The following is a 20218-nucleotide window of genomic DNA, read 5'->3' as shown; positions in this document are numbered from 1 at the left end:
ACTTGTCAGTACGACTCAAGACATTGGTGATTCTGAAGGGTTATCCGCGCCTGTCGGAAACATTCATCGCACAGGAATTGCTGGGACTGGAGCGCGCCGGTTTCGACCTGACGCTGATTTCCATGCGCAAGCCGACGGACACGAAGCGCCATCCGATCCATGACGAGATCAAGGCGCGTGTCGTTTATCTGCCGGAGTATCTGCACGAAGAACCCATCCGCGTGTTTCGCGCCTTGAAAGCAGGTTGGAAAGAGCCGAACTTCAAGCCATTGCTCCGCCGGTTCTGGGCAGACCTGCGCCGCGATGTCTCGCGCAACCGTTTCCGTCGTCTTGGCCAGGCTCTTGTCCTCGCCCATGAATGGCCGGACGCTGGTGAATGGCTACACGCACATTTCATCCACACGCCGGCTTCGGTCGCACGCTATGCCAGCATCATGACAGACGTACCCTGGACCTGCTCGGCCCATGCCAAGGATATCTGGACATCGCCGGACTGGGAACTGACCGAAAAGCTCGGCGAGGCCCGCTGGAGCGTCACCTGCACGCGCTCCGGTTTCGAGCACATGCGAGAACTCACCGATCGCAAGGAACAGGTGCATCTGAGTTATCATGGCCTCGACCTTGCCCGCTTCGGACACTTTGCTGCCGCCCGGCCCAGCCGTGACGGTTCAGACCGGTCGGATCCCGTGCAGATTTTGAGCGTCGGCCGCGCTGTGCCCAAAAAGGGTTACGATATACTTTTGCATGCCCTGGCGCTCCTCCCTGCTCGTCTTCACTGGCGCTTTGTTCATATTGGCGGGGGTGACGAGCTGGTGCGACTGAAACCCCTTGCAGTCAAGCTCGGTATTGCCGACCGCATCATCTGGAAAGGAGCACTCGCCCAAGCAGAGGTGCTCGAATATTACCGCAGCGCCGATATCTTCGCGCTTGCTTGCCGTGTCGCGGCGGATGGCGATCGCGATGGGCTGCCAAATGTCCTTGTCGAGGCGTCCAGCCAGAATCTCGTCTGCGTATCGACCGATATTTCCGGCATTCCCGAACTTTTGACCGGTGGCGAAAACGGTTTCGTCGTCCCGCCGGAAAATCCGCGATTGCTTGCCCTGGCACTCGAGCACGCTATCCGCGAGCCTGACCTGCGGTATCGTTTGGGAAAAGCCGCCGAGAAACGGGTGCGGGAACATTTCGACCACAACTCCAGCATTCACCAGTTGACCCGCCTTTTTGAAAGTGAGTGGCAACAACCGTGAGCGAACCCCGCGTCTTTTTCTACGTCCAGCATCTTCTCGGTGTCGGGCACCTAGCCCGCGCTAGCCGCATCGCTTCGGCACTGGCAGCGGACAGTTTTGACGTCACAGTCATCACGGGTGGATCGCAGGTCCCAGGCTTCCCCGGGCCGGATGTCAAATCCATCGCATTGCCAATCCTGCTTGCCGGCAATGCCGGGTTTTCGGGTCTGGCCGATGAGAAAGGCAATCCGGTCGGCGATGATTTCCTCACCCGTCGCCGCGATCTCCTCCTCGAAGCATTCCGTGCCACACGTCCCGACATCGTCATCATTGAAGCCTTCCCTTTTGGACGCAGGCAGATGCGATTCGAGCTCCTGCCATTGCTCGACGCCATCGAAGCAATGTCGCCGCGACCAAAGCTGCTGACTTCCGTCCGTGATATCCTGCAGGAGCGCACAAAGCCCGGGCGCGACGAAGAGACGGTCAGCCTCGTCAGGACGCATTTCGACCATGTGCTCGTCCATGGCGATCCCTCTTTTGTAACCCTTCCCGATACATTTCCCCAGGCGGGAGAGATTGCCGGCAAGATCATCTATACGGGTCTTGTCGCGGGTCCCAGCCCGGTGGAGCCTTCGGAAGTCTTCGATATCGTCGTCTCTGCCGGCGGCGGAGCCGTCGGGCTCGATCTCATCCGCTCGGCACTGGAAGCTGCAAGGCGCTCAACATTCCGCGGGTCATGGTGCCTGATCACTGGCCCCAATCTACCGGAGAGCGATTTCGCCGCCTTGTCCAAGGATGCGCCGGGCAATGTCAGCCTCATCCGTTTCCGTAGTGATTTTCCGTCATTGCTCAAAGGCGCCAAGCTTTCCATTTCGCAAGCAGGTTACAACACGGTATGCGATATTCTACGAGCGCAATGCCGCTCTATCCTTGTCCCCTTCACTGCCGGCGGCGAAACAGAACAGAGTGTACGGGCAACACGGTTGGAAGCCCTTGGCCTCACTTTTGCCTTGCCGGAAAACGGCCTCAATGCGGATATTCTCGAGAAAGCCGTCGAAGCCGCGTTGGCACGGCCAAAACCATCCGCGCATAAGCTCGATCTCAACGGCGCCGAGCGTACTGCCAAGGTGTTGCGGAGTTTGCTTTCATCATGAGAGGTACGATCTAGCGCCGAGACCTAGCCGACTACGATGATCGCTATGGCACAACCATTCGTCATCGGATTCATGAAAATCATTGATCGCAATGAGAACCAAACTTCCGGCATCTGCGTAATTAACAACCGAACGTTCCTTCCCATGTCATATAGCCTTCATGAACCTGATGCTGTAGGCTGGGACGATTCAATCATGGAGTTCGTCCATGTACTCTTCAAACGTTTCAGTATTTGAAATTCCTGCTGAATTCACAGCCCACGGTTGTCTATGGAAACAAGTCTAACACGCTATATTTGGTCGAACACACGGCTGCAGCAGATATGGATTCTGTTCGTCGTGGCTGTCTCGATGATTCCGTATTTCATGTCCTTCGATCTGCCAAAGCAGATCGTCAACGGTCCTATCCAGGGGAACGGTTTCGAGACACCCGGCGCGACCCGGACCTTCATGCATTTAGAGTATGATATACCCGCCATCGGTAAGGTGGTGTTCTTCCACGGCCTTGAGCTTACGCGCTTCCAAACATTAATGGCGTTGAGCCTGGTGTTCCTGCTCCTCGTTATCATCAACGGGCTATTCAAGCTCTACATCAATACCTATAAGGGCCGCCTCGGCGAGCGAATGCTGCGACGAATTCGCTTCGAATTGATCGACCGCGTTCTGCGTTTTCCACCTGCCCAGTTCAAGCGAGTGAAATCGGCCGAAATAGCGACGATGATCAAGGACGAAGTGGAGCCCATGGGCGGCTTCACCGGTGATGCCTTCGTCCAGCCAGCGCTCCTGGGCGGACAGGCGATCACCGCTCTTGTCTTCATCATCATGCAGAATTTCTGGCTCGGCATGATCGCAGCAGGCATTGTCGCAGTCCAGGGCGTCGTCATCCCCCGCATGCGCAAGCGGCTGCTTGAACTCGGCCGCCAGCGTCAACTGACCGCACGCGAACTGTCAGGTCGTGTCGGCGAAATCGTCGAGGGCATCGGCACAATTCACGGTAATGACACGTCGAACTTCGAACGCGCCGATATCGCGTCCCGGCTGGGCCTTATCTTCTCGATCCGCTATGACCTCTACCAGTGGAAATTCCTGGTCAAGTTCATCAATAATTTCCTGGCGCAGGTCACACCGTTCCTGTTCTATTCGATCGGCGGTTTTCTTGCTTTGCAAGGAAGGCTCGATATCGGCCAGCTCGTTGCCGTCATCAATGCCTATAAGGACCTACCCGGTCCGCTGAAGGAACTGATCGATTGGGACCAGGCTCGCCAGGACGTGCAGGTCAAATACAATCAGGTAGTCGAACAGTTCAACGTCGATAGGCTCGTTGATCCGAAAATCCAGGCTCTGGCGCCGGAGCCTGTCAACCGTCTCGAGCATTCGCTGCACGCGGTCAACCTGACGCTTTCAGACGATAGCGGCGCGCCATTACTCAGGCATGTCACGCTGGAGATCCAACCGGGCGAGACCGTCGCTATCGTCGGCAATAGCGGCAGTGGTGCCGAAGCCCTTGCCGAGGCCTTTGCACGCCTCATCTGGCCCGAGCAGGGACGCATCACCATCGATGGTAGAGACATACTTGAGCTACCGGAATCGGTGACTGGGCGGCGTATCGCCTATGCCGCGTCCGACACGTATTTTTTCCATGGGACTTTGCGCGATAACCTGCTGTATGGCCTCAAGCACGCTCCGCTGACCAAGGTCGAATATGAGGGCAAGAGCGCCACGAAATACAAATGGGATATCAACGAGGCGCGCCGTGCCGGCAATCCAGAACTCGACCTTAACAGCGATTGGGTCGACTACGCGTCCGCGGGCGTAACTGGTCCTGACGATCTCTTCAAAGTCGTGCGTCCGGTGCTCGATGCCGTGCTGATTTCGCAGGACATTCTCGACATGGCCCTCCGTTCCACTGTCAACACAGATACTCACACCGATCTGACTGATCGGATCGTCGAGCTGCGCCAAGCTTTGCGCAAACGGCTGAAAAAGGAAGATCTCGACGATCTCGTAGTGCCTTTCAAGCTGGATGAATATAACCCTCAAGCCACCGTCGGTGAGAACCTGTTGTTCGGCAGCATGAAGCGGCCGATGATGACGAACCGCAAACTGGCAGCACATCCTTATTTCCGCTCGGTGTTGCGCGAGAACGACCTTTACATCGATCTGTACAATATGGGTCTGGAGATCGCAGCCAATGCGGTTGAGCTATTCGAGGATCTGCCGCCGGATCATCCTTTCTTCCAGCAGCTCACCTTCATGACCGCCGATGATATCCCGGCCTATCAGTTGCTGTTGCAAAAACTGCAGGGTCGCGGTATCGACGCGGCATCTGCGGACGAGCGGACGAGCATAATCCGTCTCAGCTTCTCCTACATCGAGCCGAGACATCGCTTTGGTCTTCTGAATGATCAGCTAATGGCCAAGATCGTCGATGCCCGCGCACGTTTCCACAAAGATATGCCGGATGATCTCAAAGCTGTCATCGAGCGCTATGATCCCGAACGTTTCATCTTTTCGGCGACGCTTCTGGATAATGTCCTCTTCGGCAGAATCGGCTTTACCCAAGCCGATGGTTCGGACCGTATTCGCACTATTTTACGCGACCTATTCGACCGTCTCGCCCTGTTCGAAAGCGTTCTCTCGATTGGCATGGATTTCGATGTCGGCTCGGGCGGCAAGCGGCTCACGAATGTGCAGCGGCAAAAACTCAATGTCGCGAGAGCACTGCTCAAGCGTGCCGATTATGTGATCTTCAATCGCTCCCTCCCCGCGCTCGACCAGCGGGTGCAGGATCAGATCACGCACAACATCATGGAGGATTTGCACGAAGAGGGCCACGCTCCGGCGATCATCTGGGTTCTGTCAAACACTGCACTTGCCAATCTATTCGATCGCGTGATTGTATTCGACAAGGGGACACTGGCCGAAGACGGAACACACGCGACTCTTCTGGAGAAAAACGGTATATTCAAGGAGCTGGTGTCATAGGGTGGGGAACATGAGACCTTTTGAGAATTCAGCTTTACGCCCGTCTAGCTGAAATTATCGAAAAGTCTCTATCAGGGGTTGTGGACGTCCATGTTGCTGAAAGATGAAGTTGAAATGTTGCGGCGGGTACCGCTGTTTTCAGGCGTTGCACCAGCCAAGCTCAAGCTTCTGGCCTTCACATCCGAGCGCGTGAGCTACAAATCCGGCCAAACTCTGTTTCGCCAGGGTGATCCAGCCGATGCAGCCTATGTCATCCTCACCGGCGGTGCCGATATTCTCTCGGATTCGCCAAGCGGTGAGATCAAAGTTGCGGAGATCGAGCACGACTCCATCGTCGGTGAAATCGCGATCCTCTGTGACGTTTCGCGCACTGCGACAGTCCGGGCAAACTCGGCTCTCGAGGCCTTGCGCATCAGCAAGGATCATTTTTTCAAGCTCCTTAGCGATTACCCGGAGATGACCATCGAGATCATGCGCGTTCTTGCCGACCGCCTGAGCCACACAACAACCGAACTCAGCGAAGCCCGCAGCAAGCAGAAGCAAGCAGCCAAGTAGCTAAAGACGCGTTGACGGCTTCCGGTCGACCCGGGCGATCACACCGCTCAAGAGATCAACGGTGAAATTGTGCGATGGCAGGCCTGAAAGATATCGATCCATCATCCGGAGCAGTCGGGCGAACTTTTCCTGTACACCGCCAATTTCAATCGCCCTCGATTGAGCGTAGATATTTATCAAGAACCGATAGGCCGCAAGCCGTTCTGTCGAGATCCGATTGATTGCGATCTCGCTCCCCATGCGCAGCCGGTACCAATCGCCGAGAAAATCAAACATCCGGATCGCGTCAAGCCTTTCGAACGGGTTTGCATTACTCTGAACGAAGGTGTCGGCGCGTTTCGCGTGGATGATCGCAACTGTGTCCTCGATCGCTAATGGCTGAGCGATTTGACTTAGCAAGTACAGGTCTCCGAGACTAAGCTGAGGCACAAGACGCGCCATTTCCTTCGGCCATTCGCGACGCAGATAACGATGCACGACCAGCTGGTCGACATGCACCGACAGGAAATCCCCGTAGTCCTTGGCATCGAGCATACGGCCAGTCTTCTTGCCGGTAACCTCGATCTCTATGCGGTATTGGTTGCTGATAGCCGGATCGATCGGGAGATTATCAAGGCTGACGGTCTCAACCTCCAGTTTTCCCTCCCCTAGTGTCACCACCTTGAAGGCTGGCGGGAAGGCAACGGGCGACGGCACGCCGATATTGACGAGCCACTCCCCGTCCCTCTCAATCCTCGCCGTATCATTGACATGGAGATGCCCGCTAAAATGAATGCGTACGCCAGCCTCTATGGCTGCACTTGCCACGTCTAGAGTTGGCGTCCGTTTGATGGCACTCGTCGCACCGATCAGCACTTTTTCGTCCTTCGCTGTACCGTCGAGCATATCCAGCATCGGGTAGTGCGAGAATGCCAGCAATTGCTTGCCGTCACGCCTGGCTCTCCCCACGACATCTTTTGCCCAATCCAGGACGAAACGTTTGTGTTTGAGCATGGCATTCCAGCCGGCATTGGTGCTGTCGACGAATGCGCCTAAATCACCCTCAGCAAAATCGCCATTGTGCGGTTCAAACACATTGGCATCGATCATCAGAAGCCAGAGACCCGAAATTGGTTCGATCAAGTAAGATGCGTCCATCAGCCGATAGCGATTGTGCCCGTCGGGGGAACGCACGGAGTAGAGCCGCGTCGAGGGATCATCATCATCGCCGAACGGTGTTTCCCAATGCAAATCTCCTGGCCTGCGGAAGAAGCCGATATCCGGCAGAGCCTGCAAGCCGGCAGGATAGCCGGGGCAATACATCTTGTTGGTAACCACCATGCCGTCCGCATCGTCATCGACGAATTCACCATCGCTCGCGACGATCGTATAGGTACCATCCAGATTGAGCAGGCGTTTGGCATGGTGCTTGCCGTTTGGACCGAAGATATCGTGATTGCCGGGCGTTGCGATGAAAACGAGCCCGTGATCACGGGTGTAACCGTCGAGCAGTTGCCGCAACGCGCCGAGTGTCGCAATCTGGCCGTCGTCGGAATAGTCGCCAAGCAGAACGACGTAGTCGATGCTGCGCGCCACCACTTCATCCAGCGCCGCGCGCAAAGCATGATAGCCTTCGTTGAACACTCGGGTGGAGCGTACCGTATCGGTCAGCCGTCGCGCGGTCATTTTACGCCCGCCAACATCGATGCCGTCAAAATCATAATCCCCATAGAGATCGTGGAAATGGGCGTCGGCAATGACAGCAATAGACGGGAACTTGGAAGAAGACATGAATCATACGTTCCGAGGTGAAGAAAGTCAGCAGACTTATACGTTTGTATCAATAATTGTCATAAAGCTTAAAATTCAAATCGCTATCGCTTACATATGATCTGAGGCAGATTTTTATTGCGCCTCTGATAAATAAATCGAAATCCAAGCCTCGCATAACGATTGCAGTTTGGATACGATGCCCTGAAAAAGGGGAATTGGGTGTAAAGAGCATAATGAACGACGAAGTGTTTCGGGTGAAATTCTGGGGGACGCGGGGGAGCGTTTCCGTATCGGGTCCCGATTTCAGGCGGTATGGCGGCAATACCGCATGCATTGAAGTCCAATGCGGCAAGCATCGTATCATCTTCGACGCCGGTTCCGGTATACGACAGGCTGGTGATGCTTTGTCACTGGAAGGCATTGATCACCTCGACATCCTCTACACCCATTGCCATTACGACCACATCATTGGCCTCCCCTATTTCATGCCGCTCTACAATCCGATGATGAATGTGCGCCTCTGGTCCGGGCATCTGGCCGGGGTCATGACTACACGTGAAATAGTCAAGCAATTCATGCGCCCGCCATGGTTTCCCGTCGAGCCCGAAATCTGCAAGGCCAGCCTAGCTTTTCGCGATTTCCGTTCCGGTGATGTGTTAACCCCTCACGACGGCGTCACCATCCGCACTGGCAGTCTCAACCACCCGGGCGGCTGCATCGGCTACCGTGTCGAATTTGCCGGCCGCGTACTGGCGTTGATCTACGATACCGAACACGAAGCTGGAAAATTCGATCCGGTGGTGTTGAAGCTCATCAAAGGCGCCGATCTCGTCGTTTATGACTGCACCTACACAGAAGACGAGATGCCGCGGCGTTTCGGCTATGGCCATTCGACATGGCAACACGGCGTCCTCTTGGCGGAAGCGGCCAAGATCCGCAGACTGGCTTTGTTTCATCATGCGCCGGACCGCACGGATGACGAACTCGATGAATTCGAGCGCCTGTCCAAAGAACGCTTTGCCGGCGCCTTTGCCGCCCGCGACTTTCAAGTGATCGATCTCTAGACCAGTTTTTCGCCCAGCAGTTTTCGAATGGAGATCCAGCGGCCACCAGGTACTTCCGCGGTAACAGCGAACAGTGTCAGCAAAAACTCCCAGGTCGATTCATCATGCACAAGATGGTGTGTGAGGATACCGATTGGCTCGTCGCTCCCGTCGAAGCGTTGCTGCAGCTCCTTGACGATTGCCGCAACCAGTTCTCCATGATCCCGGCAGCCCCGCGTGCCGTGCCAGTCCATCAAATCGACATGCGTGTTGATGACCGGCAGGAAAGCCGTGTGCTTTGCCTTGGGCGGACCAAACACCGATATCGCCTTAAAGCCAAGCTCACGCAATTCTGGCGGGAGCAGCGGATCCATACGGTTCCAGGGCGGCACCAGCACCGGTACGAACCGCTTGGGAAACAGTTCTTCAAGCAGTTTACACCCGTCGCTCAATTGAGCCGTTACGACATTCAGCGCGCGGTGCGGTCCAAGTTCCTGCTTCTTCTCATTCTTCGGTGCATGGTTTTCGTGCGACCAGCCATGCACCGCGACTGTCACGCTGTCCTCGTGCGCCAATCGCCGGGCAAGCTGTGCTTCGGCATGCGCCGGGATTACGGCAAGTGTGAGCGGGACTGCATGTTCGCTGCCCAACGCCAGCAGCCGCTCCAGCGCAGCGGTTGGCTTCACAGCATCATCGTCGCGCAGCCAGAACCGGGCATTTCGGTTGGCGTTGATCCAGCGCGCGAGCTCCTCCTGCAATGGCTGCCATACCGCGTTATCCGTCATATGCCACACATTCCCGCAGCAATTGATCCAGCAGTTTCGATGCGATTTCGAGCGATCGCTCTTCCAAAACAAATCGTCGCGCCGCCTGCCCCATGGCAACGCGTTGCCCGTCATTGCCAAGCATCTCCACAATGGCATCGGCAAAGGCTCTTGCATCCCCAACCGCCGTCAACGCGCCTGTCACACCGTCCTTGACCACCTCGGGCACGCCCGCCGCCCTCTGCGCCACAACCGGCAACCCCGCCGCCTGCGCTTCCAGATAGGCAATACCATAGGCCTCACCTGTTCCCGGCCAGACAAAGGTGCCGCCCTGATAAAGCAGGTCTACAACCTCTTCCGCTTGTTTCTGGCCCAGCCATTCGATCCGCTGGGCGCCAAACCCTGCGAACATCGCCTTCACTGCCTCCCGTTCCGGACCATCGCCGATCACGCTCAATCTCCAGGGTCGATCAGCCAATAAGGCCAATGACTCGGCGAGCATCCGATAGCTTTCGAGCTTGTCGCCTGGCCGCATCATCGCGACCGTCACCAGCCGATGCGGACTATGCGCCGTCGGCTTAGCGCGAAACGCTGAAACGTCGATAAACGGCTGCAGTCGCGCCAGCCGCACCTCAGGGATATGACTGGCAAGCCCGATCTCATCGCGCCTGGTGAAGCAGATATTGACCGCCGCATGCTGTACCGCTTCCACCACGAAGGATTGCAGCCTGGCCCAACCATTGTCGTCCCGGCGCCTGGAATAGGAAGCTTCCGTAGTCACGTAGGGAATGTTCAGGGCCGCTGCCAGCGGCGGTCCGATCAGATCTGGCGCCTTATAATAGGGATGGTAACAGAACCAGAGAGCAGGTTTTCCACTGTCCCGCCATTGTCTGGTCAGCCGATCTACTTCCTGCTGCGCCAATCCTGCAATCTGTTGGCGCTTAGCGGGCTCCGGCGTTGCCGTGAAACTCCGCAACTCTGATACCACCTCGACTCTGTGCCCCGCCAGTCCAAGCGCGGCAACCAGCAACCTCGCCATCTGCCGGTCCCCCGAAGGAACCGGATGATTGGGCGATTTGAGGGGAGCGTAAAAGGCAATGTGCATTGGGCTTTATGGTTCAATCCACGCGTGTTCGGCAAGCTTTCCGGTATTTGCTAACAATTGCAAGCACCGCTTTATCTCGCCATCTTTAACGACCAAATCCGAACACATTGTTCATCTCGCCAAATCATCATTCGTCGCGTAAGTTGATCCAGCAGAAATCTATCCGGTATTTATGACAGCAGCCGTAACAACGCCCCTTTTTTCCGAGCGATCCCTACGCAGGGCGCGATTGATTTCGGGGCTGATCATGCTCGTCTTTGTGACGCTGCATCTCGCCAATCACGCGCTGAACCTGATCTCTCTCGATGCCGCAGAAAAAGGGCGGCTGTGGTTTACTGCCATCTGGCGCAATCCTGTCGGGACTGCCCTTCTCTATGGTTCGGTTCTCGTTCACATAACGCTCGTCATGCGTTCGCTCTATCAGCGCCGCACCCTCGTTATGCCGCTGCGGGAAGCGCTGCAGATTGTCCTTGGTCTCCTCATCCCTCTGCTGATCATTGAACACGTGATTGCGACACGCATCAGTTCCGAAATCATGGGCACGCCGGACATCTACGCCTCTGTCATGCGTTCGCTGTGGATCAACTCGCCAATGAACGGGCTTCGCCAATCAATTGCCCTTGTTGTGGTCTGGATGCATGGCTGCATAGGAGTTCATTTCTGGCTACGCTATCGCCCTTGGTACTACAAAGCTGCGCCCTTCCTTTTGACCTTTGCCATTCTCCTGCCGGTGCTTGCTCTGCTCGGCTTTGCCAGTACGGGGCGAATTCTCGCCAGCGAGCCAGTGCAGTCGAGCCTTGGCAGCGGATACAACCCGGCAGGGGCAAGCACCGGCTACGGTGGTTCGAAAAGCAACGACGCCGCATATTCATTTGGAACGATCGAAGCCCGCAAGGAACGGGTGCAAATGGCGAAATATGCGCTCTATGGCGGATTTGCCGGCACGTTGCTGACGGTGTTTGCCCTGCGCACACGCCGCAGCTGGCGCGAACGCTCCGATCAGATCGAAATCCGCTATCCGGAGGGTCAAATCATCCACGTTCCGCGCGGCTTCAGCGTGCTTGAAGCGAGCCGCCTCGGGGGAATCCCGCACTATGCCGTGTGCGGTGGCAAAGGCCGCTGCTCGACCTGCCGCGTTCAGGTCGTTGAAGGTGCGGCAGCGCTTCCGAAACCTGAATCGACCGAACTGACAACGCTGAACCGTATCAACGCAGATCCCGGCGTACGCCTTGCTTGCCAATTGCGGCCGATGAACGATATCAGCGTGGTACCACTGCTTGTACCAACCGTAGAAGGTGCGCTTCCCGTAGGTAGCCAGCAAACCAATCCCGGTCGGGAACAGGAAATCGTCATTCTCTTTTGTGATATCCGCAGCTTCACCATGCTTACCGAAGCGCAGCTTCCCTATGATATCGTCTTCCTGCTCAACCGTTATTTCGCCATTGTCGGTCAAGCGGTCGAACGCTCAGACGGACGCCTCGATAAATTCATTGGCGATGGCGCCATGGCGCTCTTCGGCCTAAGTGGCTCTCCCGAAGATGCCTGCCGCAATGCGCTCAAGGCGGCGGCCAGGATCGTCAGCGAGATAAACCGGCTCAACGATGAACTGTCGGCGGAACTCTCGATGCCACTCCGCGTTGCGATCGGCATTCATAGCGGTCCAGCCATTGTCGGCGCCATGGGATATGGCAATGTGAAGAACCTCACTGCCATCGGCGATACGGTCAACGTTGCAAGCCGGCTGGAAACGGTCGCCAAGGAGCTCTATTCGACGCTTGTCGTTTCGGAACCGACCATCCTCTTAGCGGGGTCGGACACTAACGAGCTGGAGAGCCAGGAAATCGCCATTCGCGGGCGCGCCGAACCTCTGCGCGTTTATATCATCCCACAGGAATTGAGCGCCAGGTTTGCATGAAAACAAGATCGAACCGGCAATTTAACAGAATCAGAACCCGCATCGCTCGGTGGTTTTTCAACACGCGTTATGGACGGGAGCTGTTGATCAGTTCGATCGGCCCTCGCGTTCAGAAGCTGACAGTGGATTGCGGCGATCATGTCATGAGCTTTTCACCTCATGACTACATAGGCAGGAAAATCTTCCGAAAAGGCCATTTCGAGCGCGATCATGTCGATCGGTTGATTGGCATTCTGAAAGAGCGCCGGCTTTTACCCGAGGGCAGCACGCTGCTCGAACTCGGTGGCAATATCGGCACCCAGACAGTCTATTTTGCCTTGAACGAAACGTTTTCCCACGTCATCAGCGTTGAACCTGATCCGCGCAATTTCGATTTGCTTCGCACCAATGTCGCTCAGAACAGGCTCGGGGATCGTGTGACCCTTGTCAACTGCGCCGCTGGCGAGAACCAAGGCGAGATCGATTTCTTTCAACATCAGAACAATCACGGCAAGAGCAGTGCCAGACGGCACAATGCCTCCGATTGCAAGATCGTCGTTCCTGTCAAGCCGGTGAGTTCAATCCTTGCCGAGGCTGGAACCGATCCCGATGATATTGGTCTGGTGTGGATGGACATCGAAGGCTACGAACCCCTCGCCTGCCACTCGATGCAAGCTCTGCTCGCCCGCAGGGTTCCACTCTACATGGAATTCTCGCCAGCATTTTACGGTCCGGACCAGTCGGCCGCTTTCGTGCAGTATCTTGCAGGATTTTATGACGATTGCCTGATTTTCCGCGAGGAAACCAGTACGCCAGCGAAGGTCAGGGAAATTCCTATCAACGAAAGGCAGTTCGACATCCTGCTATTCGACGCGGCGATATAGGAAGTAGCGGCCCTTCTTGACGTTGTGTGGCAGCGGCAAGCTTTCAAGCTGCGGGTGGTCCAGTTCGAGCCCGCTGGCGACGATGCCATCCGGGGCAAGCAACGCTACCGCCAATTGCGGCAGCCATGTCAGGGTTATAGCATCCTTCTCCTCATAGCCTGTACCGATATCCACATGAACAAGAGCGGCATTGATGCCCGCAAATTGTTCCGCTGATTCACGGATCTCGCCGACGATCAGATTCTCCGGTTCAGGGGTCGAGGTCTTATGGGAACCGACGGCCCTATCGAAGGCGATGATCCTGCGCCCCGGAAAGTGGGCACGCAAATGATCGAAGGTGCGACCATTGCCAAGACCGAGCTCAAGCACCGGCCCATCCAACTCCTTTACCCTTTCGCAAATGTGATTGAGAACATCGCGCTGTGCCGTCATGCGGCGGATGAAGCTGTCGAGACGACTCATAAAATTTGATGTCCATGATTCCAGTGCAGACTATTCGGCTTAGCACCGGATCGACGCGGGGTCGATGGCTGGCGTGTCGCAGGGCTTATCAAGCTTTTGTTAACCATAATTTTTTACCCCGCCCTTGTCTCATGCGCCTTCTGGTTCGCCTTCAACAATCCCATCAGCAAGGGACCTGAGGAGAACGAACCGGCGCGGGCCTTGTCGGTAAGCGACCGGAGGTAGCCGCCGGGACTGGTGATGACTTCGCCTTTTTGCAGGATCGCGGCCACGACAATCGCCGCTTCATTGGGACCAAACGTTTCGACCGCCTGGTTCCATGCATCCGGACTTATCCCGAGTGTCACCCGAACCAGATTGGCTGTCTGCACCAAGTCCGGCCAGCTTTCGATGCCTCGCAGAGCGTAATCGACAATGTCCGGGCAAGCCTTCAGGATCAAGCCCAGCGGAAAAGCTTTCGGTGGCAATTTAGTGGGCGAATGCCCGGATCGGCCAATCGTTTCGGTAGTGATCTGTTCTCTGGTTTCAGCTTCGTTACCACTGCTCCAGCTTGTCTCGGCATTTGCACCCTGGTCTTTTCTAAAGCCGGGTTCAAAATCAGATGTAGAGTCGGAATTTTGATTCTGTATGTGCCGTTCATTTTGAACGTCACTGGCGTTTGATTTTCTATAATTAGCGTGAATTTCCAATAACTTCTCAACATCCAAGCGCAAATCATCAAGCGTAGTGGCCAATGCATCGAGCCCCGAGCGGTCAAAGCCACGCAACAGCGGTCGTGCCAGCGGGATAAAACGCTCGCTGATGGCATCCCAAGGGCCGTCCAGTTCCTGTTCGTCCGCAAAAATAATCATCTTGGCAATGTCGCGGCGATGCAGGCTGATACATTCCCGAAGCAGGCGCGACGGTTTATGAAAGCTCAGCAGCGCATGCAGCACCGCCAACGACCGATCAGACACACCGAGAGCCGGGCGCGCCTCGGTGATCGTGCGGAACAATTTCCACTTGCCGGCGACTTGCGTAGCCGGACAATCGCGCACTGATGCCTGTGCCTCCAGCGTGGCATGCGAAACCGGCCGCCGCCCGAAGGGCGTCGTTGTCATTTCCCTGTTCATAGCTTTCACCTTCAATCAGGCAAAAGAAATCCACTCGCCGAAACGACGCTTAGTGCTTGACAGTGATTCTCGGAAGTGCGATTCTCAAGCTGCTTAGACTTTGAGAGGGCTTCCGGTACTTGTTTCGGGGGCCTTTTCTTTTGTGATCTCTCTCCAGTTAGAGTTTTCTGATACGCGGTTCACTCTCTTCACTGCGAAGATACGCAGCGTAGATTTCCGGCAGATGCGTTATCAGATGGTGACCGAACTCCGGCGTTACTGCCTCGTCAACGATCACTTTCGTCTTGCCGTCGTTCTGCTCGATCTTGGCGAAGGACACGCCTTCCCTGGATTTTAGCGGGTAGATATAGGGACCAGACTTCCTCTTCGGCGTCAGGCTTTTCAAAAGCAGCGCAAATCGCGCATCGCTATCGAGCCGCATGAAGCGCACCATATCCACCCGCTCCTTCCAGTATCCGGGAGGTTCCTGCAGAAGTTGCGACAGCTGCTCCCAGCGCGGTCGCCCAACCTTCGGCGCAGCTCCAACCGCCTGGATCAAATCCAACGGCAGTGAATGGCGACAGCGATCATGGTCGACAAATTGCCTTTGTGAACCGACAGCGCCGGCATCAGCGCACGCTTGCCATAACCGGTGACCGCCTGCCATTTCAGCCGACCGCCGCTTGCTATTGCGGTAATGTGCTTGTCCCGTTGACCAGGCGGTCCGGTGCCGCTGTTTGGTATTGCCGTTGAACGAGGCGGAATGACGATGTTCGCGGTGCTGCTATGCTGCAGGATCGTCTGATAGGTCGGCTTGCAATCATAGGCTCCGTCGGCTGTGAACTGGTCAATCTCGCCATCGATCTGGCTGAGCAAGGGCTCCACCTCTTGCATAAGAAATCGCAGTTGGTTTGTGGACTGCCTACTGCCAGCTCAGGACCACCTTGCCTGAACTGCCGGAGCGCATCGCATCGAAGCCGGCCTGAAAATCATCGATCGGCAGACGATGCGTGATGATCGGGGACAGATCCAGCCCGCCTTGGACAAAGGCGATCATCTTGTACCAGGTCTCGAACATCTCGCGGCCATAGATGCCTTTGAGATTGAGCATCTTGAAAATGACCTTGTTCCAGTCGATCTCGAAGCCTGTCGGCGCAATGCCGAGAATGGCGATCTTGCCGCCATTATTCATCTTGTCGATCATATCGCGGAAAGCTGGAGCGGCGCCGGACATTTCCAGCCCGACGTCGAAACCTTCGGTCATGCCGATGTCCTTCATGACGTCGGCGAGATTTTGCGTTGACGCATCGACAACGTGATCGATGCCGAGTTTGCGGGCAAGTGCCAGCCGTGCCGGATTGATATCGGTGATGACGACCTTGCGCGCGCCGGATCGCTTTGCAACCAAAGCACCCATGATGCCGATAGGCCCCGCGCCGGTGACCAGCACATCTTCGCCCACGAGATCGAAGCTCAAAGCCGTATGCACGGCATTACCGAATGGATCGAAGATCGCAGCGATTTCATCGGAGATATCGTCGGGGATGAGTACGACATTGTCTTCCGGAATGCAGACATATTCGCCGAAGGAACCGGGCCGGTGCACGCCAACGCCGAGCGTATTGCGGCAGAGGTGCCCCCTGCCCGCACGGCAATTACGGCAGATACCGCAGACGATATGGCCTTCGCCTGAGACGCGCTGCCCGACCTTGTATTTCGTCACGGCTGAGCCAATCTCGGCAATCTCGCCGCTGAACTCGTGTCCGACGACCATCGGTACCGGGATCGTTGCTTGCGCCCACTTGTCCCAGTTGTAGATATGCACGTCAGTGCCGCAGATCGCTGATTTCCTGACCCGGATCAGCACGTCGTTTGGACCAGGTTCTGGAACGGGAACGCGTTCCATCCAGATGCCCGGTTCTGCCTTGGCCTTGACCAGTGCCTTCATCATGTTCGACATGGTTTTATCCTATTTTATGATGCCGAGATCACGCCCGACTTCGGCAAAGACCTCGATCGCGCGGCCGACATCTTCGGACGTGTGGGCGGCGGACATTTGCGTACGGATGCGAGCTTGGCCTTTGGGTACGACCGGGAATGCAAAACCAATGACATAGACGCCCTTCTCAAGCATCCGCGATGCCATTTCCTGTGCCAGCGTCGCTTCGCCGAGCATAACAGGAATAATCGGGTGATCGGCACCGGCCAATTTGAAGCCGAGCTTTGTCATGTCGCGGCGGAAATGCGCGGCGTTGGCACTGAGCCGCGCACGCAGTTCCGCGCCTTGGTCAATCAGATCGAACACTTTCAGCGATGCAGCAGCAATGACGGGAGCGAGGGTGTTAGAAAAAAGATAGGGCCGCGAGCGCTGGCGCAGCCAATCGACCACTTCTCGCTTGCCGGAGGTATAGCCGCCCGACGCCCCGCCGAGAGCCTTGCCCAATGTGCCGGTGATAATATCGACGCGGCCTTCGACGCCGCAATGTTCGGCGGAACCGCGACCGTTGTTGCCGACAAAACCGACCGCATGGCTGTCATCCACCATGACCATGGCTCCATATTCTTCCGCGAGGTCGCAGACGCCTTGAAGATTGGCGATGATGCCATCCATCGAGAATACGCCGTCGGTTGCGATCATCTTGAAGCGGCTGCCTTCCGCCTTCTTCAATTCTTCTTCCAGTGCCGCCATGTCGTTGTTGGCGTAGCGGAAACGCTTGGCTTTGGAGAGACGCACGCCATCGATGATCGAGGCATGGTTGAGCGCGTCGGAAATAATAGCGTCTTCCTCGCCGAGCAGGGTTTCGAACAAGCCGCCATTGGCATCGAAACAGCTGGAATAAAGGATCGTATCTTCGAGACCGAGGAAATTGGAAATGCGCGCTTCGAGTTGCTTGTGCTCTTCCTGAGTGCCGCAGATGAACCGCACTGAAGCCATGCCGTAGCCATAGCGGTCAAGCGCTGCCTTGCCCGCTGCCGCGAGTTCTTCGTTGTTGGCAAGGCCGAGATAGTTATTGGCGCAGAAGTTCAGGACCTTTGCGCCGGAATTAACGATGATCTGCCCGGCTTGTTTGGAGGTGATGACACGCTCAGTCTTGTAGAGCCCGGACTGTTTCAGCCCCTCGAGTTCCGAGGACAAGTGATCGATAAAGGGCTTGGTCATGGGATTTCCTGCTCTATACCTGGTAACGGGGCAACTATCGCAGTGTCATCTCACGATCGGACGAATGTCTCAAGCCCCCGGATTGATCGGCTTGCCAGGGCGACGATGTTACAACCCTGACCTCATCGCTTAGAGCGTCTCAAAACCTGCGGTTGCTGGCGTTTCAGGGAATGCCGCTAGGCCAGAAACTACGTATACCCATTGATGCTGCTGCGCGAACATTGCTTTTTGCTGCGATTGTTTTGGTCGGGCTGTTCGGAACATATTTTTTTGTCGCAAACCCCTATTATTTTACCTCACCATAACCGCGGCCTGGGCTACAGCTGAACCAGATGCCCTGAGGATACTTCCGCGTACTGCCGCGCAGGAACGACAAAGTCCGGAGCCCGGACGGGGCTTTTGATCTCGTCATTGGAGACAGGCCGTTTGACACCACGCCGCGAAGGGTCTGGAACAGGAACCGCCGAAATCAGCTTTTTCGTGTACGGATGCTGCGGGTTTTCGAAGATCGCCGCGCGGGGTCCGATTTCGACGATCTCGCCGAGATACATCACTGCGATGCGGTGACTGACCCGTTCGACCACGGCGATATCGTGTGAGATGAACAGATAGGCGAGGTTCAGGCTGGCCTGCAGGTCGAGCAGTAGGTTGATGACCTGCGCCTTGATCGACACATCGAGTGCCGAGACGGATTCGTCGGCGACAATGATCTTCGGATAAAGCGCCAGAGCGCGGGCAATACAGATACGCTGGCGCTGCCCGCCGGAGAATTCGTGTGGATAACGGTTCGCCATTTCTGCCGTGAGGCCGACACGCTCCAAAAGGTCGGCAACGCGGTCTCGCGCCTGTGCACGGGTTCCGAGCTTGTGCTCGAGGTAGGGTTCGGCAATCGCTGCGCCAACCGTCATGCGCGGATTGAGGCTGGCAAAAGGGTCTTGGAAAATCATCTGCATGGTCCGGCGCATGTCGCGCAGCTGCTTCGGGTCCATGGTCAGCACATCCTGGCCATTGAGCAGGACTTCGCCACCCTGTGCCTGCACAAGGCGCATGATCGAGCGTCCGGTCGTCGACTTTCCGCAACCGGATTCACCGACCAGCGACAGGGTCTCGCCGGGCTGCAAAGTAAAGGACAGATTCTCCACCGCATGCACCCGGCCTTCGAGCTGCCCGAACATGCCTGAATGGATGTTGAAGCGCGTAGTAAGATTGCGCACGTCGAGAAGCGGCGGTGTTTCCTTCTGGACTGTATCGGCAGCTTCAACGGGCGTATCGGATGTGCCTGTAGTGCGGTCGACAACCGGAAAACGCAATGGCCGCTCGCGTCCTTTCATCGAGCCCAGAACCGGAACTGCCGACAGCAGCGAGCGCGTGTACGGATGCTGCGGCCTCGCGAAGATATCCTCGGTCTTGCCGGTTTCGACCGCCTCGCCATTATACATCACCACGGTCCGGTCGGCGATTTCCGCGACCACGCCCATGTCATGGGTGATGAAGAGGACAGAGGCGCCCTCCTCGTCCTGCAGCAGTTTGATGAGATCAAGGATCTGGCCTTGAATGGTCACATCCAGTGCTGTCGTTGGTTCGTCGGCGATCAGCAGTTTCGGTTTGCTGGCAAGTGCCATGGCAATCATCACGCGCTGGCGCATCCCGCCCGAGAAGCGGTGGGGATATTCGTTGAACCGCGATTTCGCCGCGGGTATCCGCACCTTTTCCAACAACCGGATGGTTTCCGCCTTGGCCTCGGCCCGCGAGATGTTGTGATGGCAAAGCAGGGCCTCGCTGATTTGCTGCCCCACTGTGAACAGCGGGTTGAGGCTGGTCATCGGTTCCTGAAAGATCATCGCGACATCATTGCCACGGACGCCGCGCATCTGCTTTTCCGGCAGAGCGAGAATATCCTTGCCGCCCAGGATGATCTTGCCCTCGATGCGGCTCTTGTCCTTCTGCAGGAGCCGCATGATCGAAAGCGAGGTGACGCTCTTGCCCGACCCGGACTCGCCGACAATCGCCACAGTTTCGCCGGGACCAACATCGAACGAGACGTTGCGGACGACTGGTCGCCACCGACCGTCCGCCAGAAAGGATGTAGTCAGGTTCGAAACCGACAGGACTGGGGCGATGGGCTTTTCCATGAGCTATCCTC

General features: G+C 56.5%; 16 protein-coding genes and 1 pseudogene. 7 read left to right on the top strand and 10 right to left on the bottom strand.

Annotated features, from left to right (window positions below; genetic code table 11):
* Positions 1–2: 2 nt before the first annotated feature.
* From ACSQ3H_RS28790 to ACSQ3H_RS28775, 4 genes are all read left to right on the top strand, one after another.
* A complete protein-coding gene (locus ACSQ3H_RS28790) occupies positions 3–1247 on the top strand; it encodes a glycosyltransferase family 4 protein (RefSeq protein ID WP_436120462.1) in 1245 nt (414 codons plus the stop codon).
* Positions 1244–2380, top strand: a complete 1137-nt coding sequence (locus tag ACSQ3H_RS28785; protein WP_436120461.1) for a glycosyltransferase family protein — start codon at positions 1244–1246, stop codon at positions 2378–2380. The genes ACSQ3H_RS28790 and ACSQ3H_RS28785 overlap by 4 nt, the downstream gene beginning before the upstream one ends.
* Before the next feature lie 270 nt (positions 2381–2650).
* On the top strand, positions 2651–5365 hold the full coding sequence (locus ACSQ3H_RS28780; protein ID WP_436120460.1) for an ABC transporter transmembrane domain-containing protein: 2715 nt from the start codon (positions 2651–2653) through the stop codon (positions 5363–5365).
* A 90-nt stretch (positions 5366–5455) separates the two neighbouring features.
* Entirely contained in the window at positions 5456–5920 is a 465-nt protein-coding gene (locus ACSQ3H_RS28775) for a cyclic nucleotide-binding domain-containing protein (RefSeq protein WP_436120459.1), read from the top strand.
* Here the strand turns inward: ACSQ3H_RS28775 and ACSQ3H_RS28770 are convergent, their stop codons facing one another.
* Complete coding sequence (locus ACSQ3H_RS28770) at positions 5921–7690, bottom strand: metallophosphoesterase family protein (RefSeq protein WP_436120458.1); 1770 nt, start codon at positions 7688–7690, stop codon at positions 5921–5923.
* 215 nt (positions 7691–7905) lie between these two features.
* Between ACSQ3H_RS28770 and ACSQ3H_RS28765 the strand changes: the two genes are divergently transcribed.
* Positions 7906–8736, top strand: coding sequence for an MBL fold metallo-hydrolase (locus ACSQ3H_RS28765; protein WP_436120457.1), 831 nt, complete (start codon positions 7906–7908; stop codon positions 8734–8736).
* Here ACSQ3H_RS28765 and ACSQ3H_RS28760 read toward each other — a convergent pair.
* Positions 8733–9500, bottom strand: coding sequence for a polysaccharide deacetylase family protein (locus tag ACSQ3H_RS28760; protein WP_436120456.1), 768 nt, complete (start codon positions 9498–9500; stop codon positions 8733–8735). The genes ACSQ3H_RS28765 and ACSQ3H_RS28760 overlap by 4 nt on opposite strands.
* Positions 9490–10584 carry a glycosyltransferase family 4 protein gene (locus ACSQ3H_RS28755; protein WP_436120455.1) on the bottom strand — a complete coding sequence of 365 codons (1095 nt, stop codon included), beginning with the start codon at positions 10582–10584 and terminating at the stop codon, positions 9490–9492. Before ACSQ3H_RS28755 ends, ACSQ3H_RS28760 begins: the two co-directional genes overlap by 11 nt.
* A gap of 172 nt (positions 10585–10756) precedes the next feature.
* Between ACSQ3H_RS28755 and ACSQ3H_RS28750 the strand changes: the two genes are divergently transcribed.
* Positions 10757–12499, top strand: a complete 1743-nt coding sequence (locus ACSQ3H_RS28750; protein ID WP_436120454.1) for an adenylate/guanylate cyclase domain-containing protein — start codon at positions 10757–10759, stop codon at positions 12497–12499.
* On the top strand, positions 12496–13362 hold the full coding sequence (locus ACSQ3H_RS28745; protein ID WP_436120453.1) for an FkbM family methyltransferase: 867 nt from the start codon (positions 12496–12498) through the stop codon (positions 13360–13362). Before ACSQ3H_RS28750 ends, ACSQ3H_RS28745 begins: the two co-directional genes overlap by 4 nt.
* Here the strand turns inward: ACSQ3H_RS28745 and ACSQ3H_RS28740 are convergent.
* The 7 genes and pseudogenes from ACSQ3H_RS28740 to ACSQ3H_RS28710 form a co-directional block, all read right to left on the bottom strand.
* Positions 13342–13824 carry a class I SAM-dependent methyltransferase gene (locus ACSQ3H_RS28740; RefSeq protein WP_436120452.1) on the bottom strand — a complete coding sequence of 161 codons (483 nt, stop codon included), beginning with the start codon at positions 13822–13824 and terminating at the stop codon, positions 13342–13344. The two genes, ACSQ3H_RS28745 and ACSQ3H_RS28740, sit on opposite strands and share 21 nt — an antisense overlap.
* 113 nt (positions 13825–13937) lie before the next feature.
* Positions 13938–14924 carry a plasmid replication protein RepC gene (gene repC / locus ACSQ3H_RS28735; RefSeq protein WP_436120814.1) on the bottom strand — a complete coding sequence of 329 codons (987 nt, stop codon included), beginning with the start codon at positions 14922–14924 and terminating at the stop codon, positions 13938–13940.
* Positions 14925–15093: 169 nt separating this feature from the next.
* Complete coding sequence (locus ACSQ3H_RS28730) at positions 15094–15369, bottom strand: hypothetical protein (protein WP_436120451.1); 276 nt, start codon at positions 15367–15369, stop codon at positions 15094–15096.
* A gap of 173 nt (positions 15370–15542) precedes the next feature.
* A pseudogene (locus ACSQ3H_RS28725) lies at positions 15543–15803 on the bottom strand (IS5/IS1182 family transposase); the annotation flags it as partial.
* Between the two features lie 34 nt (positions 15804–15837).
* A complete protein-coding gene (gene tdh, locus ACSQ3H_RS28720; protein WP_436120450.1) occupies positions 15838–16875 on the bottom strand; it encodes an L-threonine 3-dehydrogenase in 1038 nt (345 codons plus the stop codon).
* Positions 16876–16884: 9 nt separating this feature from the next.
* A complete protein-coding gene (locus tag ACSQ3H_RS28715) occupies positions 16885–18075 on the bottom strand; it encodes a glycine C-acetyltransferase (RefSeq protein WP_436120449.1) in 1191 nt (396 codons plus the stop codon).
* Positions 18076–18392: 317 nt separating this feature from the next.
* A complete protein-coding gene (locus ACSQ3H_RS28710; protein ID WP_436120448.1) occupies positions 18393–20207 on the bottom strand; it encodes an ABC transporter ATP-binding protein in 1815 nt (604 codons plus the stop codon).
* Between the last annotated feature and the right edge of the window lie 11 nt (positions 20208–20218).

Source organism: Phyllobacterium sp. LjRoot231 (genome assembly GCF_964253365.1).
In the GTDB taxonomy this organism is placed as follows: Bacteria; Pseudomonadota; Alphaproteobacteria; order Rhizobiales; family Rhizobiaceae; genus Phyllobacterium.
The sequence above is the reverse complement of the archived record's forward strand: the minus strand, read 5'-3'. Positions and strand labels throughout refer to the sequence as shown.